9 protein-coding genes are annotated in these 19,907 nt (G+C 64.7%); 3 read left to right on the top strand and 6 right to left on the bottom strand.

Annotated elements, in window-relative coordinates:
• Positions 1 to 138: 138 nt before the first annotated feature.
• From JL811_RS11955 to JL811_RS11965, 3 genes are all read left to right on the top strand, one after another.
• Positions 139 to 12,144 (top strand): autotransporter-associated beta strand repeat-containing protein, encoded by a 12,006-nt coding sequence (locus JL811_RS11955; RefSeq protein WP_202688845.1) that lies wholly within the window; start codon positions 139 to 141, stop codon positions 12,142 to 12,144.
• 229 nt (positions 12,145 to 12,373) lie between these two features.
• Positions 12,374 to 13,186, top strand: a complete 813-nt coding sequence (locus JL811_RS11960; RefSeq protein WP_202688846.1) for a PP2C family protein-serine/threonine phosphatase — start codon at positions 12,374 to 12,376, stop codon at positions 13,184 to 13,186.
• Positions 13,187 to 13,191: 5 nt separating this feature from the next.
• A complete protein-coding gene (locus JL811_RS11965) occupies positions 13,192 to 15,297 on the top strand; it encodes a serine/threonine-protein kinase (protein WP_202688847.1) in 2,106 nt (701 codons plus the stop codon).
• Here JL811_RS11965 and JL811_RS11970 read toward each other — a convergent pair whose 3' ends face one another.
• The 6 genes from JL811_RS11970 to JL811_RS11995 all read right to left on the bottom strand — a co-directional run bounded on the left by JL811_RS11970 (position 15,298) and on the right by JL811_RS11995 (position 19,837).
• Positions 15,298 to 16,914, bottom strand: coding sequence for a hypothetical protein (locus JL811_RS11970; protein WP_202688848.1), 1,617 nt, complete (start codon positions 16,912 to 16,914; stop codon positions 15,298 to 15,300). It abuts the gene before it with no gap.
• Positions 16,911 to 17,345, bottom strand: coding sequence for an ExbD/TolR family protein (locus tag JL811_RS11975; RefSeq protein WP_202688849.1), 435 nt, complete (start codon positions 17,343 to 17,345; stop codon positions 16,911 to 16,913). Before JL811_RS11975 ends, JL811_RS11970 begins: the two co-directional genes overlap by 4 nt.
• A 3-nt stretch (positions 17,346 to 17,348) precedes the next feature.
• The gene (locus tag JL811_RS11980) at positions 17,349 to 17,819 is read right to left on the bottom strand and encodes an ExbD/TolR family protein (protein WP_202688850.1); all 471 of its coding nucleotides are present in this window, start codon (positions 17,817 to 17,819) and stop codon (positions 17,349 to 17,351) included.
• 4 nt (positions 17,820 to 17,823) lie between these two features.
• A complete protein-coding gene (locus tag JL811_RS11985; protein ID WP_202688851.1) occupies positions 17,824 to 18,483 on the bottom strand; it encodes a MotA/TolQ/ExbB proton channel family protein in 660 nt (219 codons plus the stop codon).
• 75 nt (positions 18,484 to 18,558) lie between these two features.
• On the bottom strand, positions 18,559 to 18,999 hold the full coding sequence (locus JL811_RS11990; protein WP_202688852.1) for a hypothetical protein: 441 nt from the start codon (positions 18,997 to 18,999) through the stop codon (positions 18,559 to 18,561).
• A gap of 289 nt (positions 19,000 to 19,288) precedes the next feature.
• The gene (locus JL811_RS11995) at positions 19,289 to 19,837 is read right to left on the bottom strand and encodes a hypothetical protein (protein WP_202688853.1); all 549 of its coding nucleotides are present in this window, start codon (positions 19,835 to 19,837) and stop codon (positions 19,289 to 19,291) included.
• Positions 19,838 to 19,907 lie beyond the last annotated feature (70 nt).

Here is a 19,907-nt window from a genome sequence, read left to right on the forward strand (position 1 = left end):
CAATTTCTCCGGTGCTGTAGGGCCACAGTGCGGCAATTCCCCGAGATAAATGTTGCCCCTGTGCAAGTCATTGCTCTAGATTTGCCTCAATTGATCCATAAGGGCGTTTTCCGCCCTGTTTAGCCATAGGTAGTCCAGATGCTGAATTCGGTGACGCTCCTCCAGTCCACGCGCCAGCTTGGCATCCGTCAGCGCAGCCTGCGCCGCCATTGCAGGCTGGGGCGCGCGACCGAACTGGTCTTCATTCTGGCAACCGGGGCGACGCTGGTTCTGGGCGGTGCGGCGCAGGCGGATGACATTGCATGGACGGGTGATGCCGGAGTGGGCGACTGGACCACCCCCGGCAACTGGGATCTGGGCGTTCCGACGGACGCCGACGATGTGACTGTCGCGACCGGCGGCGGCGTCTTCCCCGCTTCGATCAACAGTTTCGCGGCCGAAGCCAACAGTGTCCTGCTCAATACCACTGTGTTCACCATCAACGGAACGGGATCGCTGACCGCCACGGATGGCGTCCTGATCGAGGGTGGCCTTGTCCAGATCAATGATACCGCCGTGATCGACGGGGATGTCGTGCAGGAGGCTGGCAACCTTGTGATTGCGTCCGGTGCGGGCATTACCGGAGACCTGAGCATTTCCGGAACGACATTGCTGGACGGGACAATCGGCGGAGAAGTCACCATCATCAATGGCGGAACGCTGATCGGTGGCGATACCAGTATCGGAAATCTGCTCGCTTCTGGAACTGTTACCATCGCAGCCCGGACCGGAACGACCTTCAACCAGACGGGCACCGCGTTTGTTGACAACGCAACGCTGGTCTTCGGCTCGGCGACAGAGACCGGTATTGTCAACTTTGGTGCGAATGGTGGCCTCACGAGTACAGGCACGGTCGTGCGCGTTGATGGTGGAACGCTGCGTGCCGGGGGCGGCCTTCCTACGATTACCCAGGACGCGAGCGAGACGGTCGTCGCCTCAGGGGCGATATTTGACATGAATTTGGTTGATACAGGATTTCACCGCCTTTCCGGCGGTGGCACGGTGACGACCAGCGCCGCCGGAGCGCGGACAATCACGCTTGAAGGCAATTCCACTTTCTCGGGCGTCATTCAGGACGGTGCTGGCGTGGTCAGCCTGGTCAGGGGAAATGTCGGCAGTATTGCCTCGGGTGTTGGCACGACAACCATCCTGTCGGGCGCCAACACCTATTCCGGCGGCACGACGATCAATCAGGGCATCCTGCAAATCAACAATAGCAACGCGCTCGGCTCGGGCGCGGTTGTCGTCGCAGACGGCGCCGCGCTGCATCTGGGGCATGCCGTGTTACCGGAAAATGCGATCACCATTGAAGGAACCGGTGTCGGCGGCACCGGGGCCATTCTCGGTGTGTACGAGAACCCAGGCGACAACAGCAGTTATAGGGGCACGATCACCCTGGCCGATGATGCGACCATCGGGGCGAACAGCGGTGCGACTCTGAATCTCATCGATGTCGACACAGGCGTTACCGACCATGTTCTGACCTTTGCCACAGTGGGCAGCGTGCTTGCAGGGAATATCACGGGTTCCGGCAGCGTCACGAAAAACGGGGGCGGTGACCTGCTTCTGACGGGGACCAACACCTATTCCGGTCCCACGACGGTGAATGCAGGCCGCCTGATATTGCAAAGTGGCACGGCCCTTTCCGATACCGGTTCGGTGGTGATGAATTCGGGCACACTGCTTACTGTCCTGGCGTCAGAAACCATCGGGTCGGTTCAAGGTGCTGGCAATATCACCATTTTTTCCGGACAAGTCCTGACAACCGGCGGCAATGACGCCAGCACCCTTGTGTCCGGCATTGTCGCCGGAGACGGCGGCCTGACCAAGACCGGTGACGGCACCTTCATTCTGACCGGGGCAAACAGCTATGAGGGCACCACGACCATCAGCGCAGGCGTTCTGCAAATCGGCAATGGTGGCGCAACCGGCAGCCTGGGAAGCGGCGCGGTTGACTTCACAAACGGCGCGAGGCTGGCCTTTGACCGCAGTAACACGGTGCCGGTGACCGTGTCGAATGCGATCAACGGCGTGGGGGGGGTCGATGTCAATGGCGAAACGACGCTGATCCTGACGCAGAATACCAATTATCTGGGCGGCACGATCATCGGGGCCGATGCAACGCTACAACTGGGCAATGGCGGGACGACCGGGTTCGTCAGTTCCACCATCACCAATCTCGGCACGCTGGTTTTCAACCGCAGCACCGCAGTCACGGCATCGCTGCCGATTTTCGGGGGCGGGGCGATCCGTCAGTCAGGCAGCGGCGCGATCACGATCCTGCAGGAGATCGATGCCAGCACGGTTACGGTTGACGACGGATCGACGCTGATCCTCAACAGCGGCGCGAATACCATCGGCGCAATCAATGTGGCCGGTCGGCTTGAACTGAACGCCACGGGGGCGGCGGGCGGGGCCACGATCACGACGACGGGATCGACGATTGCGCTGGCCAATGGCGTGACCAATGCCAGCCCGATCATCATCGCGAGCGACGACACGGATATCGAGGTTGCGGCGGGGACCGCAACGCAAAGCGGCGCCATATCCGAGGACGCGGCTGGCCGGCCGCTGGAAAAGACCGGTCTCGGAACCCTGATCCTGACGGGGGCGAACACCTATACGGGGGCCACGACAATCAGCGAAGGGGGGCTGGTGCTGGCGGCTTTGGGTCAGGTTTCCGATACGGCGTCGACCAATATTGCGACCGGTGCGGTGCTGCAACTGAACAAGACGGCCAGTGTCGGCATGATCGGCGGTGTCGGGATGGGCGCGGGCACCGTGAACCTTCAGGGCAATTCGATCATCCTTGGCGGATCAAATCTGTCGGGCAGTTTTTCCGGCGTGATTACCGGCGCGAACGGCAATCTGCTCAAATACGGCACCGGCACCCTGACCTTGTCGGGGGCGAATGACTATACCGGTCTGACCATTGTCGAGGGAGGCACGCTGGTTGCGGCCAGCGATCAGGCGCTTGGCACCTCGGCGGGCGGCACGGAAGTTGCGAACGGCGCGACGCTGGCGATTTCGGGCGGTGTCATCATTGCGGATGAACAGATCGATCTGGCTGGCGACGGTGTGGGCGGTGGCGGCGCGCTGCAGAACCTTGCAGGCTTCAACCAGATTACCGGCGATATCAATCTTGACGGCAACAGCCGGATCACATCGGTTGCAGATGGTCTGATTTTGTCCGGGACGGTCGCCGTCAATGGCCACACGCTGACACTGGACGGTGCCGGCGGAATGACGATCTCGGAAGTCACCGGCGCGGCGGGCAGCGAACTGGTCAAGGCCGGCACGGGTAGTACAACCCTTGTCGACAACAATCACGTCATCGAAACGATCCGGGTCAATGCGGGAACGCTGGGCACCGGGTCGGCCACGATCACGGCGGATCTGATCGACATTGCTGAGGACGGGACCTTCCAGACGGATGGCGGCGCGCTGAACAATGTCGATGCGGTCACGGTCGCGGGCACGCTGACCATCGCAAGCGGATCGGATGCAATCGGCGGCGCGCTGACCCAGACGGACGGGCTGATTAGCGCCCCCGGCGGCCTGCAGGCGCAGACCTATACCCAGACCGGCGGGGAGATGGCCGCGAACGGGCTTGAGGTCAGCGGCCTCAAGGAGCTTCAGGGCGGCACGATTTCCGGCACGCTTTCGGGCAATGGCGATACAAATGTCTCTGGCGGCACGACCACCGTTTCGGGCACGGTCGAAGGCGACGGTGCTGTGACCATTGCAAGCGGCACGCTCGACGTGACGGGAACAGGGCAGTTCGGCGGCGGCAGCATAGACGTAACCGGTGGAACCGTGAACGTGGCGGGAACGGTCTCTGCCACAAATGCCCCCATCACCATTTCCGGCGGCGTCGTCGATGTGACGACCGGCATCATCCGCACCGATGCAGGCGTCAACAGCATCGTCATCAACGGCACGGGCGAATTGCGCACCGACGGTGGGAACGGGATCGAGGTGGACGAGGTCGTGACCGTCAATGGTGACGGTCGCCTTGTCGTGACCGGCATCGAAGGGATCGGTGGACTGCAGGGCAATGGTACCGTTGAACTCAACGATTTGGGTGCCGAAATTGGCATCTATTCGGCCTCGGGCGCCAGCGATACCTTCAGCGGCGTGATCGAGGGAAGCGGCGGCGTCCTCAAGCATGCCAGTGATGCGGGCAATCCCGGCACGCTGACTCTGTCCGGAAACAACACCTATACGGGCGGCACAAGGGTCACCTTCGGCACGCTTGCCGTAACCGGTTCGCTTGTCTCGACCGATATCACCATTGACGCCGACGGTATCCTGACCTCGACCGGGGGGCTGGCGGCGGGCAGCGAGATCAGCAATGCCGGCGTCTTCACCATCACCGGCGCTGAAACCATCGCCTCGCTGAACGGCGCAGGCGCGGTCAACCTGACGGGGGCGGATCTGACGCTGACCACGGGCGCGTCCACTATTGCGGGGGCGATCAACGGCGATGGCGGGCTGGTCGTGGATGGCGCAACGGCGGCGGTCACGCTGACCGGTGCAAGCGGCTATACCGGTGCGACACTGGTATCCGAGGGCAGCCTGACACTGGACGGCGGAACGCTGGCCTCAACCGATATCGCCATCGGCGATGACGGCATCTTGGAGTCCGACGGTGGTCTGGCCGACGGCGCCACCGTCTCGAATGGCGGCAGTTTCACCGTCACCGGGGCTGAAACCGTCACCTCGCTGAACGGCGATGGCTCGGTCACGCTGAACGGGGCGGATCTGACGCTGTCGGGGGGCCTTTCGTCTATCTCCGGCGATATCGACGGCAGCGGCGGACTGAACCTTGTCAATAGTGACCTTGTGGTGCTTGGCGGCACGAACACCTATACTGGCGCCACGACGCTGACCGACAGCGAACTGCTTCTTACGGGCAGCCTTGCCTCGACCGATATCAGCATCGACGCGACCAGTATCCTGAACAGCAGCGGCGGTCTGGCGGCAGGCAGCATGATCAGCAATGACGGTGCTCTCAGCCTCACCGGGGATGAAAGCGTCGCCTCGCTGAACGGCGCGGGCGGGGTCGATCTGCTTGGCGCGGATCTGACGCTGACCTCGGGCGCATCGGCCATTTCTGGGATGATTTCCAACTCGGGCGGGCTGAATGTGGCGGGCGGCGATGTGACGCTGAGCGGCGCGAACAATTACTCGGGCGGCACCTCGGTCAGTTCGGGCAGCCTGACGGTTGCCGCAGGCGGAACGCTGGGCAGTCCCATCACCGGCGAAACCGAAGTCAGCGGCACCGGCGCGCTGGTCGTCAATACCGATGTGACGCAGGCCAGCGTGTCGCTGGCCGATGACGGTTCGGTTACGGGCACCGGCACCCTGTCGACCGGAACCTTCACCCAGACCGGCGGCACGATGAGCGGTCTTGTCGATGCGGGCGATTACGACCTGTCGGACGGCAATGTCGCTCTGGCAGGTGATATCACCGCCGATACCATGACCCAGTCGGGCGGCAGCATGGCCGGGAACGTCACCGCGAATGTCAGCTATGACCTGTCGGACGGCGATGTGACAAGCGATGCGACCATCGGGACTGCCGGTTTCACCCAATCGGGCGGTGACATGGGCGGAACGGTCATTGCGACCGACAGCTATGCCCTCTCGGGCACGGGTGAGGTGACGGCAGATGGCGACATTACCACCGCAGATTTCACCCAATCGGGCGGCACAATGGGCGGCACCGTCAACGCAACCGGCAGCTATGACCTGTCGGACGGCGATGTGACCGCCAGCGGCGATATCACCACTGCGGATTTCACCCAGTCCGGCGGCACGATGGGCGGCACCGTCAACGCAACCGGCAGCTATGACCTTTCGGCGGGCGATGTGACCGCCAGCGGCGATATCACAGCCGCCGATGTCACCCAGTCGGGCGGTACGATGGGCGGCACCGTCACCTCGGATGACTACGCTCTCTCGGGCGGCGATCTGACCGGAACGGTGGGCACCACCACCTATACCCAGTCTGGCGGCACGATGTCGGGCGATGTCACCGCCAGCGGCGCACAGGTGCTGGAGGGCGGCACGATCTCGGGCAGTCTTTCGGGCGCAGGCGCGGTGACGGTCCAGACCGGGGAAACCACACTGACCGGCACCATTGGCTCGGAAACCATCGGGATTGACGGCAACGGCACCCTGACCACCGATGGCGGCGGTCTGGCAGCCACGGCCGATGTGACGATCGGCGGCACAGGCGCGCTGAACGTCAATGGCGATGAGACGATTGCGACGCTGGACAATGAGGGCGATGTCGCCATCGCGGCCGGCACCACGCTGGACGCAAGCAGTGTCAGCAATGATGCGGGCGGCAACATCGGCATCGGCGCAGGCGGCAGCCTTACGGCGGGCGCGCTGGACAACCAGTCCGGCACGATCACCGTGGGGGCCGGGGCGACCCTGGAAGCCGCGGCGGGCAACCTGACCAATGCCGACCAGATTGCGGTCGGCATGGATGGCACGGTTTCGGCCTCGGGCGATCTGGTGAACAGCGGCGCGATCACCGTCAACGGCCCCGGCGGCACGGCGACGATTGCGGCAGGCGGCACAATCGACAATCAGGGCGATATCACGCTGGCGGCGGGCGATCTGGACATCACGGGCGATCTGGACAACAGCGGCAGCTTCACCGTCACCGCCGACAATGCCACGGTTACCCAGACCGGCAATCTGACCAATACGGGCGATTTCGTGCTTGCAGGCGACGGCGTCACGGTTGAGGTCAGCGGTGATCTGGCCCAGAACAGCGGCACGCTGGTCCTGAATGATGGCACCGTCGCGGCCGAGACTGTCACCGTCAATGGTGGCGCGGTCAGCGGTAATGGCGGCATCTTGGCCTCCGCACAGGACATGGTTGTCAATGACGGCAATCTGGACGGCGAGTTCACGCTGAATGTCGGCGGCAGTTACACCCATAACGGCGGCACCATCGCCAATACGGTCACCATCGCGGCAAATGGCTATATCTTCGAAGAGGATGCGCCGGATGAAACCGTGGTTGACGGTGTTCTGGGCGATGGCAGCAATCCGCCCTCGGACCTGACGCAGAACGGCAGCGGCACCACGACACTGAACAATGACAACACCTATACCGGTGTCACCACGGTCAATGACGGTATTCTGGTGGTCGGGGCGACGGGTTCCATCCTCGAATCCAGCGGTGTCGTGGTCAATGGTGGCCAGTTCGTCACCAATGGCGGCGCGCTTGGCGCCACCGCGACGGTTGAACTGACCGATCTGGGCCCCGGCCCTGCCGCGAATGTCACCGTTCTGGGCGATGAGACGATCGGACAGCTCAGCGGGGCTGCGGGCACCAGTGTCACCATCGACAATGGTGCGACGCTGACCAGCGGCGGCAATGGCGTGGCTGCGGACTATGCGGGCTCCATGGGTGGTGACGGCACCTACAGCAAGGCTGGCGGCGGCACGATGACGCTGTCGGGCAACAATACCGTCGACACGCTGGCAGTGGTCGAGGGCACGCTGGTCCTGTCGGGTGACAATACCGGGGTCAGCAATGTCATCGTCGGCGGCGGCAGCGATCCGGATGCGACGCTGCGGCTGGAAAGCGATCTGGCGGCGGGCGGCGCAGGCGGTCTGATCACCACGCTGGGCTCGGTCATCGACTATGCTGACGGGGTGAACAACGCCACCGAGATCAATCTCAACAGCAATGACACGCAATTGCAGGTCAGTGCGGGAACGGCGACGCAATCCGGGGTGATTTCGGAAACCGGTGGTCCGCGCGATCTGGAAAAGATCGGCGTGGGGGAACTGATCCTGACCGCTGCGAACACCTATAGCGGCGAAACCACGATCAGCGCAGGCACCCTGACCGTTGCGGCGGGTGGCTCCATCGCACAATCCAGCGGTGTAACAATTGCTGGCGACAGCACGCTGAACGTCAATGGCGGCGCGCTTGGCAATACCGCGACGGTCGATCTGGCCGCTGCGGGTGCCGCCCTGAATGTCAACGGGGATGAGACGATCGGCAATCTGTCGGGCGTGGCCGATACCACCATCGACATCGCGGCTGCCACTACACTGACCAGCGGCGATGCGGCGGGCAGCACGGTCTTTGCAGGCTCGGTTTCCGGTGATGGCACCTTTGCCAAGGCGGGCGACAGCACTCTGACCCTGACCGGCAATAACAGTGTGGCCGACCTGCTGGTGCAGGCGGGCACTCTGGCGAATGAGGGAACCTATACCGGCTTCACCACCATCACCGGCGGTGAGGTGCTGAACTCCGGCACGCTGGCCGATGTCGACAACCAGGCCGGCACCTTCACCAATGAAGGGGGCGGGATCGCAGGTGCTGTGACCAATGCGGGCACGGGGTCGAATGCGGGCACGATTGCCAGCCTCGACAACTCCGGCAGCTTCACCAACACCAATGTGATCACCGGGGATGCCGCGAACAGCGGCACGCTGGACACCAGCGGCAGCATCGGCGGCGATCTGGCGAACACCGCCGGGACCACGACCAATACCGGCAGCATTGCCGGGGCGGCCAATGTCTCGGGCGGCACGCTGGACAACAATACCGGCGGGTCGGTTGCGGGCACGACCACGATCACCGGTGCGGGCAGCGTGACGAATGCAGGCACGCTGGCGGCGGTCGACAACCAGACCGGCACTTTCACCAATGAGGTGGGCGGGGTTGCTGGTGCTGTCACCAATGCGGGCACGGGGTCGAATGCTGGCACCATTGCAAGCCTCGACAATTCCGGAACGTTCACCAACACCAACGCGATCACCGGGGATGCCACGAACAGCGGCACGCTGGACAACAGCGGCAGCATCGGCGGCGATCTGGCGAATACCGCCGGGACCACGACCAATACCGGCACGGTTGCCGGGGCGGCCAATGTCTCGGGCGGCACGCTGGACAACAATACCGGCGGGTCGGTTGCGGACACCACCACGATCACCGGTGCGGGCAGCGTGACGAATGCAGGCACGCTGGCCGATATCGACAATCAGACCGGCACCTTCACCAATGAGGTGGGCGGGGTTGCTGGTGCTGTCACCAACGCAGGCACGGGGTCGAATGCAGGCACCATTGCAAGCCTCGACAACTCCGGAACCTTCACCAACACCAACGCGATCACCGGGGCGGCCACGAACAGCGGCACCTTGGGCAACAGCGGCAGCATCGGCGGCGATCTGGCGAATACCGCTGGAACCACGACCAATACTGGCAGCATTGCCGGGGCGGCCAATGTCTCGGGCGGCACGCTGGACAACAATACCGGCGGGTCGGTTGCGGACACCACCACGATCACCGGTGCGGGCAGCGTGACGAATGCAGGCACGCTGGCCGATATCGACAATCAGACCGGCACCTTCACCAATGAGGTGGGCGGGGTTGCTGGTGCTGTCACCAACGCAGGCACGGGGTCGAATGCAGGCACCATTGCAAGCCTCGACAACTCCGGAACCTTCACCAACACCAACGCGATCACCGGGGCGGCCACGAACAGCGGCACCTTGGGCAACAGCGGCAGCATCGGCGGCGATCTGGCGAATACCGCTGGAACCACGACCAATACTGGCAGCATTGCCGGGGCGGCCAATGTCTCGGGCGGCACGCTGGACAACAATACCGGCGGGTCGGTTGCGGGCACCACCACGATCACCGGTGCGGGCAGCGTTCTGAACGCAGGCACGCTGGCGGCGGTCGATAACCAGACCGGCACCTTCACCAATGAGGTGGGCGGGGTTTCTGGTGCTGTCACCAACGCAGGCACGGGGTCGAATGCAGGCACCATTGCAAGCCTCGACAACTCCGGAACCTTCACCAACACCAATGCGATCACCGGGGCGGCCACGAACAGCGGCACGCTGGGCAACAGCGGCAGCATCGGCGGCGATCTGGCGAACACCGCCGGGACCACCGATCACAGCGGTTCGGTCGGGGGCGATGTTCTGGTCAGCGATGGCACGGTGAATGTCAACGGCGGCAGCGTTGCCGGCACGACCACCAATGACGGCGGCGCGCTGAATATCGACGGCGGCACCTTCACCGGCGCGGTGACCAATGCCGACGGCACCCTGACGGCGGATGGCACGGTCACGGCGGAAATCACCAATGAAGACGAGATGACCGTGACCGCCCCTGCCGATCTGGCCCTGACCGGCTCGATCACCAATGCGGCAGGCGCGGTGCTGACCTCAACCGGCACGATCAGCACTTCGGGCGGTATCGTGAATGACGGCACGGTGAATGCAGAAGGCGCGCTGAACAGCAATGTCACCAACAGGCTGACCTTCAACGTGACCGGCCCGCTGACCGCCAGCGGCCAGAGCTTTGCCAATGACGGGGCGGCTTCGGTGCTCAATCTGGGTGGCAACAGCTATACCGGGCTGGGCAGCCTGACCAATTCGGGCCTTGTCAATGGCAATGGCGCGACCCTGTCGGCAGGCACGATCACCAATGACGGCACCTTCAACGGGGCGAATGCCACAATCTCAGGCGCCTTCACCAATACCAGCCTTGCCAATCTGGCGGGCGCCTCGATCACCGGAAGCTTTGCCAACAGCGGCACGGCGGATCTGTCGAACGGATCGGTCACCGGTCCGGTGACCAACAGTTCCGGCCTGACGCTGTCCAATGGCTCGGTCAGCGGTACGCTGACCAACAGCGGAACCGTCACTGCCTTCGGCACGACCAGCCTTGGCGCGCTGAACAACAGCGGGACGGTCGATCTGACCGGCACGGATACCAGCGACCGGCTGAACGTTGCGGGCAATCTGTCGGGTGGCGGCATCTATGCGATGACCAGCGACCTGACCAATGGCGCGGCGGACCTTGTCACCGTCAATGGCACGACCAGCGGCCCGCTGACCTTCAACTTCAGCAATAGCGGGCAGACCTCGCTGGCCGCCATTCCGGTCATGACCGGTGTGGCTGCGGGCACACAGCTCAGCTTCTCGGGCCTGCCGGACAGCGGGGTGTTTGTTTACGGCCTGCAACAGGTTGGGGACACTGTCCAGATCCAGGGCCAGCTCAGCCCCGGCTTCGGCGGGATCGCGGCCAATGCCTCACAGGTGCAGTCGCTGATCTCGACCGTCATCAACCGTCCGACCAGCCCCTTCGTCTCGGGTCTGGCGGCGGAAGAGGGGTGTTCGCGCGGCGGCTATCTGCGCGGCACCTACGGGCGCGCGTCGATCTCGGGCACCAGCAACAACTCCTTCTCGGACCAGACCACCAGTCTTGATGCCACCTATGCAGGCGCGCAGGGCGGCTATGACTTCGGCTGTAATGACGGGCGTTACTTCAACGGCTGGGACGGATCCTTCGGGGCCATGGTCGGCTATAATGCCGGCACGTCAAAGCAGGACGTGAACCCCAGCGGCATGCAGGTCACCTCGCAGACCAAGACCGAATTCGACCAGAAATATGTCGGCCTCTATGCGGCCTTCAGCAAGGACCGGATCACCACCGATGCGCAGCTCCGCTTTGAAAGCACCACCTTCAAGCTGAGCGAGACGGTCGTTCCAGGCTTCGTGGGTCTGGGTCTCGATGGAGACACAACGAAGTTCAAGACAAACTCGGTGAACTTCACCGGTCGTCTGAGCTATCGGATGGACATGGCGCAGGAAGGCATGAGCTTCGTGCCCACGGTGGGTCTGTCCTACACCCGCACCGGCAGCGCGCGGCTGACCTTCACGGGCGGCCAGACGCTGGACATCGCGTCCTTCGACTCGGTCACCGGGTTTGTCGGGGGCACGATCGCCAAGACCACGATCGCACCCACGGGGGATGCCGGAACGACCTATTTCGCAAGCGCGAACTACTATCATGACTTCGCGGGCGACCGGGATTCGGTCTTCACCTATGTCGATCCGGGTGATGGGCTGACCAAGACGCAGAACATCAGCAGCGAGAATATCGGCGGCTTTGGTGAAATCAGCGTCGGTGTCAATTATGTCCGGATCCTTGAAAACGGGCCGGCCGGTGCCAAACAGCTGAACGCGAACCTGCGCCTCGACGGCCGGTTCGGCAAGAATGTGAAGAACGCGGCCAGCCTGACCGCACAGGTCCGCCTGTCCTTCTGATGCGTTCCACAAGGGGCCCGGTCGAAAGATCGGGCCTCTTCGCCCCCTCTCCCTCCCCTTTCGCGCTTGGGTGCAGGACTGACCGCCATGTCTGGTATCCCTGTGTCGCAAGAGCTTCGCTCAAGCCACGCTTCAACCTTTGCGTTCAAAAGTTTTCCGCCTATTCTGCACCGGCAGATGATTTTCTGACGCCGCAGGGCGGGACCTATATTTTTCAGGAGGAGTGGGTATGCATCCGGTGAAATTCCTGTTCGATACCGGTGCCGCAACCCATGCCGGTTGCGTTCGCGATCATAATGAAGACAGTTTTCTGGCCCGCCCCGCATCGGGCCTCTGGCTTGTCGCGGACGGAATGGGCGGCCATCGGGCGGGGGATTTCGCCAGCCGCACCATCGCGGAAAGCGCGCAATGGACGGGTATTCCAAACTCTGCCCATGATCTGAAATCGCGTTTCGTCGACCGGCTGGTGATTGCGCATGACGATATCCGGCGCCAGTCCGAGCGGCTGAACGGCGCCACGGTTGGGGCGACAGTCGTCGCCCTTCTGGCCTATGAGCAGCATTTTGCCTGCATCTGGTCGGGCGACAGCCGCATCTATCTGTTGCGCAACGATATGCTGCAGCAACTGACCACCGACCATACCGAGGCACAGGAGTTATTCAGCAGCGGCGCCATCACTGCCGAAGAGGCCGCGCATTGGCCGCGCAAGAATGTCATCACCCGGGCCATCGGCGTCACGGAAATGCCGATGACCGACGAAAATTATGGGGTTTTGCAGGTCGGTGATGTTTTCCTGTTGTGTTCGGATGGTTTGACAGGCCATGTGACAGATGAGGAAATCGCCGAAATGTTGCAGCGTCAGGGCGCCCAGCAGACCTGTGACCGGTTGATCGACCTTACCCTGTCCCGGGGTGCCAAGGACAATGTAACCGTGCTCGTTGTCAGATGTCTGCCGAATGAGGTTCTGTCAGAGGCTGACATGAAGACAAACCCCGGATATGGTCCACCCATCAGTGTGGATGACTGGAAAGCGGAAGACTGAGACGAATGGCCGAAGAAAAGACCCCTCCGCCGGAAAACGGTCAGTCGGATAGCGGCGGTTCCGGGCGCCCCAGTCAAAGCAGCCCGCCGCAGGGAACCACCCCGCCGGTCACGGTGACAAGCGGTATGCTTGTCGCGGGCACTTATGAGATCGAACAACTGATCAACCGGGGCGGCATGGGCGAGGTTTACCGCGGCCGCAATGTCCATACCGGTGATCCCGTCGCGATGAAGATCGTGCTGCCCGCGCTGGCGCATGACCCGATGATCGAGGCGCTGTTCCAGAAAGAGGCGAAGGTTCTGGGTCGCCTCGCCCATGACGCCATCGTGCGCTACCACACCTATATGAACCCGCCAGAAATCGGGCGACCCAGCCTGATCATGGAGTTCGTCGAGGGCAAATCGCTTTCCGACCGGATCAAGGAAGAACCCCTGTCCGAGGCCGAGGTGCGGATCCTGCTGCGGCGTCTGGCCTCGGGGCTCGACCGGGCGCATGGTGCCGGCGTCGTGCATCGCGACCTGTCGCCGGACAATGTGCTGCTTGAAGGGCAGAAGGTCGAGAATGCCAAGCTGATCGACTTCGGCATCGCGAAATCCTCGATGAAGGGTGACCGGACGCTGTTGCAGGGCCAGTTCGCGGGCAAGTTCAGCTTTGTCGCGCCCGAACAGCTTGGTGCCTTTGACGGCGCGATTGACGGGCGCACCGATGTCTACAGCCTTGCGCTGATGATGGTGGCGGCCTGCCGGGGCAAGAACCTGAATATGGGCGGCTCGATCATCGAGGCCGTGCGCAGCCGGTCCTCGGTGCCCGATCTGGACGATGTCTATGCCGGTCTGCGCCCTTTGCTGCAACATATGCTGCAACCCGATCCGGCGAACCGCCCCGCCAGCATGGCGCGGGTTATCGAACTTCTGGACGATCCGTCACAGATTCCGGTGATTGCGCCCGATGCGGGGTCGATCGACCCTGACCGGACGGTGATTGCGGGCGGCCTGCCACGCGTGACAGGCGGTGCGGCCCCCGCCATGGGGGGCACGGCCTCACCCGAGGCGCAGGCGCAGTTCGTCGGGATTCCGGGCAGCAAGGGAAGCGGTGCCCCTGCCCCGGCCAAGAAATCCGGCAAGGGCGGCCTGATCGCGGCGGGTCTTGTCATGCTTCTGGCCCTTGGCGGCGGCGCGGCATGGATGACCGGCACTTTCGACCCCGAACCCGCCGAGCCCGAGGCCACCGCACAAGACGAGGGCGGCAGCGGCGCGACAGGCGATGGCGGCACGCAACCCCCGGCCGACACGGCAGAGGGCGGAACGCAAACGCCCGAGGATGGCAGCCAGTCCGCCGCCAATGAGACCGACACGACCAACCCGGAAACCGACGCGGAGTCGGCTGCCGAAACCGAAGGGGCAGAGACCCAGCCCGAAGGCGGCGAAACCGGCAGCTCGGCGGAAACCGAAACCGCCGAACCGGCCCCGCCGCTGGATGCCTTGGGGCGGCAGCTTGCCTGGCTGGACAATTATGATGCGGGCAATTGCGTCTATCTGTCCCGACTGGATGGCGATGGCAGCCGGATCAATCTTGAAGGCTTCGGCACCAGCGTCGACCCCTTCACCCGTCTTCTGGCCGATTTCCGGGCGGCGCATGGCGTCGAGCCCGATATCGGTGTGCGGCTGATCAATGACACGCAATGCCCGGTGCTGGATTTCCTGAACGGCATCCGCGCGAACCGGGGCATCCCGCCCAGCCTTGTGCTGGACAATGCCAGCGATGTGCTGAAAAGCGGCGAAACCGTTTCGGGCCGGGTCGAGGGGCTGGCGGGCCGCGCGGTGTCGCTGTTTCTGGTCAATGGTGCGGGCGGGGCGACCAATCTCAAGCCCTGGCTCAGCCGGGCCTCGGATGGCACGCTGGGCTTCAGCTTCACCGTCAATCTGGCCGCTGGCGCGGAACCGACGCCCCAGATGATTCTTGCGGTGGTGACCGAACGGTCGGTGGACAAGCTGGATGCGGTGCCGAACGGGGTAACGGCGCGTGCGCTGGTGCCCTTCATGCGGTCAGAACTGGAACGCGAACGCCAGTCGCCCATCGGCGCGCTGCGCTTCTTCCGGCTGGAAAACTGATCAGCGCACGCTGAAGGCGACGATCGCGGCATCCTCGGTCTGGCCGCGTTCGCGCAATTCGGCGGCCAGCATCGGAAAGAAGCTTTCGGCCTTGCCACCGTTCTGCGCCTCGACCGTGCGCAGGCGGGCGGGTGTCGACAGCACCATCAGCAGTTGCTGCGTCTCCACGGGCCCCGCCGTCAGCGACAACGGCACCGAGAACTGCGCCCCGCCCGGCACGAATTTCAGGAAAGTGGCCAGATCCTGCACCGTCCCCTCGTCATCAATGACAAGAAAGGTGACGAACCCGCCCGAAGTATTGCCGATCCGCCCTTCCAGCGCCGCACCGCTGGCGATCACCCGCTGCGGCAGATCGAAGAACAGCCGGAAGCGCGGATAGGACGGGCCTTCGGTCAGAAAGGCCAGCACCGCGCATTGATCGGCGCTGATTGCCTTCATCGTGGTATTGGGCATCCTTTGCCCCAGCCGCGCTTCCAGCCGGTTGCGGAACAGATCCAGATCCGCAGCATCGCGCGCGAACACCTCAAGCTGAAACGCGCCCTCATCCGACAGGCTGGGCATGGCCGCGAAACAGGCGGGCTGCTCAACCTCGGCCAGATGGTCCAGAACGGAATCATAGGTGTCTTCATTCGCCGGGGCCACGGGGGCGTTTTCCGGCAAGGGGGCGGCGACGCCCTCTTGCGCAGGGCTGGACGCGGGGGGCGGCAGTGACGGCACCGGCGTCAGGGCCGGGGCCGGGGCTGCAGCGGCGGTTGATGCGGCGGATGCAGGCGCGCTGGCCGATGGGGTGGCCGGTCTTACAGCCGGGGCAAGACTGGCCGCCGGGGCGACCGAAGCGACCCGCGCCGCGCCACTGGGCGCCGCTGCCGGTGGTGTGGCGGCGGGGGCAGCGGCCCCCGGAGCGACTGCCACAGGGCCCGAGACGGGATTTGTCGTCACGGGGTTGACCGTCACGGGGGCAGAGGGCGCAGGACTTTGCGCCGCAGCGGCAACCGGCGCGGGCGGGCGGGCGGCCACCGTGGCGGTGCTGCCGGGGCTGCTTGCGACCGGGCGCAATCCGGGCTGACGCGGCGCCGGGGCCGCCGGGCGCGCAACGGTTGCCGTGCTGACCGAAGGGGCCAGTCGCGTGGCCCCTGCTGCCGGGGCGGTGGGGGCCGGGCTGGGGCGCGCGACGGGCGATGCCGCCTCGGGCCGCGCGGGCGAAGCTGCAATCCCCTGCGCCGCGCCCGATGGGCTGAGGGCGGCCAGTTTCGGCGGGGCCGCCGGGGCTGCGGCCTGCGCGGCAGCGGCGGTGGCAGCCGTAGCGCCTTGCACCCGTTCCGCCGCAGGGCCGGCCGCGTTCAGCCGTTCGGCGCCGGTTTGCGGGCGCAGCGCCTCGGACGCAACCGGGCGAGCGGTCTCGATCGGCTGATCCTCCCCCTGCAGGGTGGTGGCGACGGCCATGACCTCGATCACCGGCATTTCGGGCGGCAGGGTGTCGCGGGCCTTGCCCATCGCCGCCAGCCCTTGTTGCACCAGCAGCAGATGCAGCACGCCCGCCACCATCCCGGCCCCGCCCCAAAGCGCCAGCCCGGTCAGGCGATCCGTGCCCTGCCCGCTCTCCCCCGGTCCGGTCATGACCCGCCCCCATCCGGCGCATCCCCATCCGGTGCGGGCCGCATATGCAGCGTGACCAACCGCAGCGAGATGCCCGCCAGATCGGGCCGCGTTGTCAGGGCCAGCAGACGGTCGGCGGGCAGGCCGGCATCAGCCAGAAGATACAGCGCCTCGGGCCGGTCCGGCCCCAAAGCGGCGGCCAGACCCTCGGCACGCACCCCCTGCCCGTCCAGCGCCATCGCCCCTGCGGCATCAATCAGCAGCAAGGGACGCGGCAGGCGTTCCAGCGGCAGGGCCGAGGTTTCAGCCAGATCGACCTCGGTTTCACCCTGCTGCACCAGTGACCCGGTAATCAGGAAGAAAAACACCAGCAGCAGCACGATATTCACAATGGCCAGTGAAAAATCCGGCTGGCGGCGGGGCGCGGGGGGCAAAAGGCGGGCCTTGTGCATGGCTCAGCCCCCCTCCACGCGCGACCCGCCGATCAGCCGCACCTTGGTGATGCCCTGACTGCCCAGAAGTTCCAGCACCGTGGCGATATCCTGCACGCGGGCAGACCGGGTGGGGAAAATCAGCACTTCCTCGATCCGTTCTTCGCGCAGGACTGGCAGCACGCCGCGTAGATCCTCCAGCGGCATGACCTGTTGGCCCGCACGGATCTGCCCGCGCGACAATTGCCATGTCACGCTGCGCGCCGCCTCGACGGGCGCCTCGGCCTGCATATCGGCAGGGCCTTCCTGCGCCGATTGCCCGGCGGGCGCCCCCCCGGTCAGCGCGATCAGCGAATAGGGCGAAAGTGTTGAGGACAGCATGAAGAAGATCAGCAACTGGAACATCGCATCGGCCAGCGGTGTCAGCGCGAACCCATAGCGCCGCTTGCGCCCCGCATCGGGGATCAGGGTCAGCCCGCCGCCCTGCCCCGCCATCTTCTCAGCCCGCCGGGGCGGTGGCACCAGCCCCGGCAACCGCCCCGGCGCGGCCATGCAGCGCGGCCGAAAGCAATCGCTCCATCTGCTGGCGCTCGGTCTCGATCCGGCCTTCCAGCCACAGGGCGATGAAATAAAAGATCAGCGCAATGGACAGGCCAAGCGCGGTCGTGGTCAGCGCGGTCCAGATCCCCCCCGCCAGCAGCGCCGGATCGACCCCGCCGGTGCTTTGCGCCAGCGTGCCGAAGGCGTCGATCATGCCGACCACCGTGCCCAGAAGGCCCAGCATCGGGGCCGCTTGCACCACCGCCTCAAGCGCGCGCATCCATTTCGACAGGCGTGCCAGCTCGGCAAGGGCTGTCTGACGGCCCATCTCTTCGGCCAGCGCCAGATCCTGCGGGCGGGAGGTCAGCGACTGGAACACCGCCTGCAGCACCCGCGCCAGAACCCCGCCCCGGGGGGCGGTCACCGATGCCAGCGCCCCGTCCCGCTGGCCGCGATGCCAGTCGGTCAGCGCCGTTTCGGCCAGCCGGACGCGCCCCAGCCCCAGCATCGCGAATTGCCCGATCTTGAACAGGCTGATCGTCGTGGCAAAGGCCGAAAGCGCGATCAGCGCCGCAAAAACCGTCAGGGTAACGGCATCGAAACCCGCAAGATCCGGCATTGACCTGTCCTTGGCTCGGGGGCGGGGCGCGGCGGGGCAGAGGCCCGGCCAGCCCTGCCGCCGGGAATGTAGGTGTCAGTTGAACTGGATGGTCGGCACCCGCGAGGACAGGATCTGATTGTCGCGGCAGACGGTCTGTTCGCCCTCGGACGAGGCACATTCAACCGGCCCATTCACCGAGATGCGCGAAATGTCGGTGCAGCTTTGTTCCGGAAGATCGAACTGCACGACGCGGGTCTTGCCGACCGGCAGCCAGCCGAATTCCAGCACCAAGAGGCGCTGCACGATGCCGTCATTGTTGTAAACCGCCACCTCATAGCTGGAGCGTTCCAGCGCGACGGAGGTGTTGTTGGTCGCGACATAGGTCAGGCGGCAGCCGGTCTCGGCATCATTGGCGGTGTTGAGTTCCAGTTCAATCGTGCCCGTCTGCGCGGCCAGAGGCACCGGCGCGGTCAGGGCAAGCGTGGCGGCAAGGGCGGCGCATGCGGCCCGGATGGAATGACGAGCGGCAATCACGGTGCAAGAACTCCCTCGGTCAGAATGTCGAACCGGGCGGATCCAAGCCGCCCCCCGGCGACAGTGTAGCGGAAAAGCATGACCGTCTGTCAACAGAAACCCCGGTAAACGGAAACTTCCCCCGTCGAGCAGTCTTTCGGCGAGGCTATCAGGGGGGCTATCGGGGGAGTTCGGGCAGCAGCAGACAAGCCCGCGAAAATGCAAAACCCGCCCGGTCAGGGGCAGGTCATCCGGGCCATCCGCGACGGTCAGGCCCGCCGGGCAGGCCCTCCTGCAGTCGGATCGGCATTTACTGGAAAATTCCGGTCTGCCAGGGCATCTTGAATTCGCGCTTGCGGGTCTGATTGGCCGCCCGCTGCGCGCGCAGTTCCTCGGCGCTGCTACGGTCGGCCGAAACAACAACGCGCGGACGGATCACGGTCTGCGTGGCCGGGCGCGCGGCGGGCCGTTCGGTCACCACGGCCAAATCAAGCTCGGGCATCGCATCGGGACCGGGCGCTTCGGGCAGGCGGTCGGTACCGGAAAAGGGGCTTTGTCCCAACGTCGCGGGGCCTTCACCGTTCCCCGGGGCCAGCATCCCGGCCAGATCTGGCTGATCGGCCATGACCGCAGATGCCTGCGGTGACTCGGCGGCGGGGGCGATGTCCCAACTTCCGGCTGTGGCCAGAACGAAGTCTCGGGCAGCCTCGGACGGGCGTGCGGGCACGCTGTCGGTCGTGATGACCGGGCTGCCAACCGTCCTGAAACTTTGTGAAATCTGGCTGACCGAACCATAGGCAACCGCGCCGCCCACGGCAGCAAGCGGAAGGCCGAGCCCCAGCAGAGCAAGAATGCGCATCAAACGTCTCCTGTCACTTAGCAGCCATGGGCAAGGCCCGGGCTACCATCGCCCCGGCGACACAGTATCA

It is taken from the genome of Szabonella alba, from assembly GCF_016765775.1.
GTDB classification, from domain to species: domain Bacteria; phylum Pseudomonadota; class Alphaproteobacteria; order Rhodobacterales; family Rhodobacteraceae; genus Szabonella; species Szabonella alba.

What these genes read in the sequence shown, in the direction of transcription:
- JL811_RS11955 (WP_202688845.1), top strand. Translation starts at nt 139, where the DNA reads ATGCTGAATTCGGTGACGCTCCTCCAGTCCACGCGCCAGCTTGGCATC.
- JL811_RS11960 (WP_202688846.1), top strand. Translation starts at nt 12,374, where the DNA reads ATGCATCCGGTGAAATTCCTGTTCGATACCGGTGCCGCAACCCATGCC.
- JL811_RS11965 (WP_202688847.1), top strand. Translation starts at nt 13,192, where the DNA reads ATGGCCGAAGAAAAGACCCCTCCGCCGGAAAACGGTCAGTCGGATAGC.
- JL811_RS11970 (WP_202688848.1), bottom strand. Translation starts at nt 16,914, where the DNA reads ATGACCGGACCGGGGGAGAGCGGGCAGGGCACGGATCGCCTGACCGGG.
- JL811_RS11975 (WP_202688849.1), bottom strand. Translation starts at nt 17,345, where the DNA reads ATGCACAAGGCCCGCCTTTTGCCCCCCGCGCCCCGCCGCCAGCCGGAT.
- JL811_RS11980 (WP_202688850.1), bottom strand. Translation starts at nt 17,819, where the DNA reads ATGGCGGGGCAGGGCGGCGGGCTGACCCTGATCCCCGATGCGGGGCGC.
- JL811_RS11985 (WP_202688851.1), bottom strand. Translation starts at nt 18,483, where the DNA reads ATGCCGGATCTTGCGGGTTTCGATGCCGTTACCCTGACGGTTTTTGCG.
- JL811_RS11995 (WP_202688853.1), bottom strand. Translation starts at nt 19,837, where the DNA reads ATGCGCATTCTTGCTCTGCTGGGGCTCGGCCTTCCGCTTGCTGCCGTG.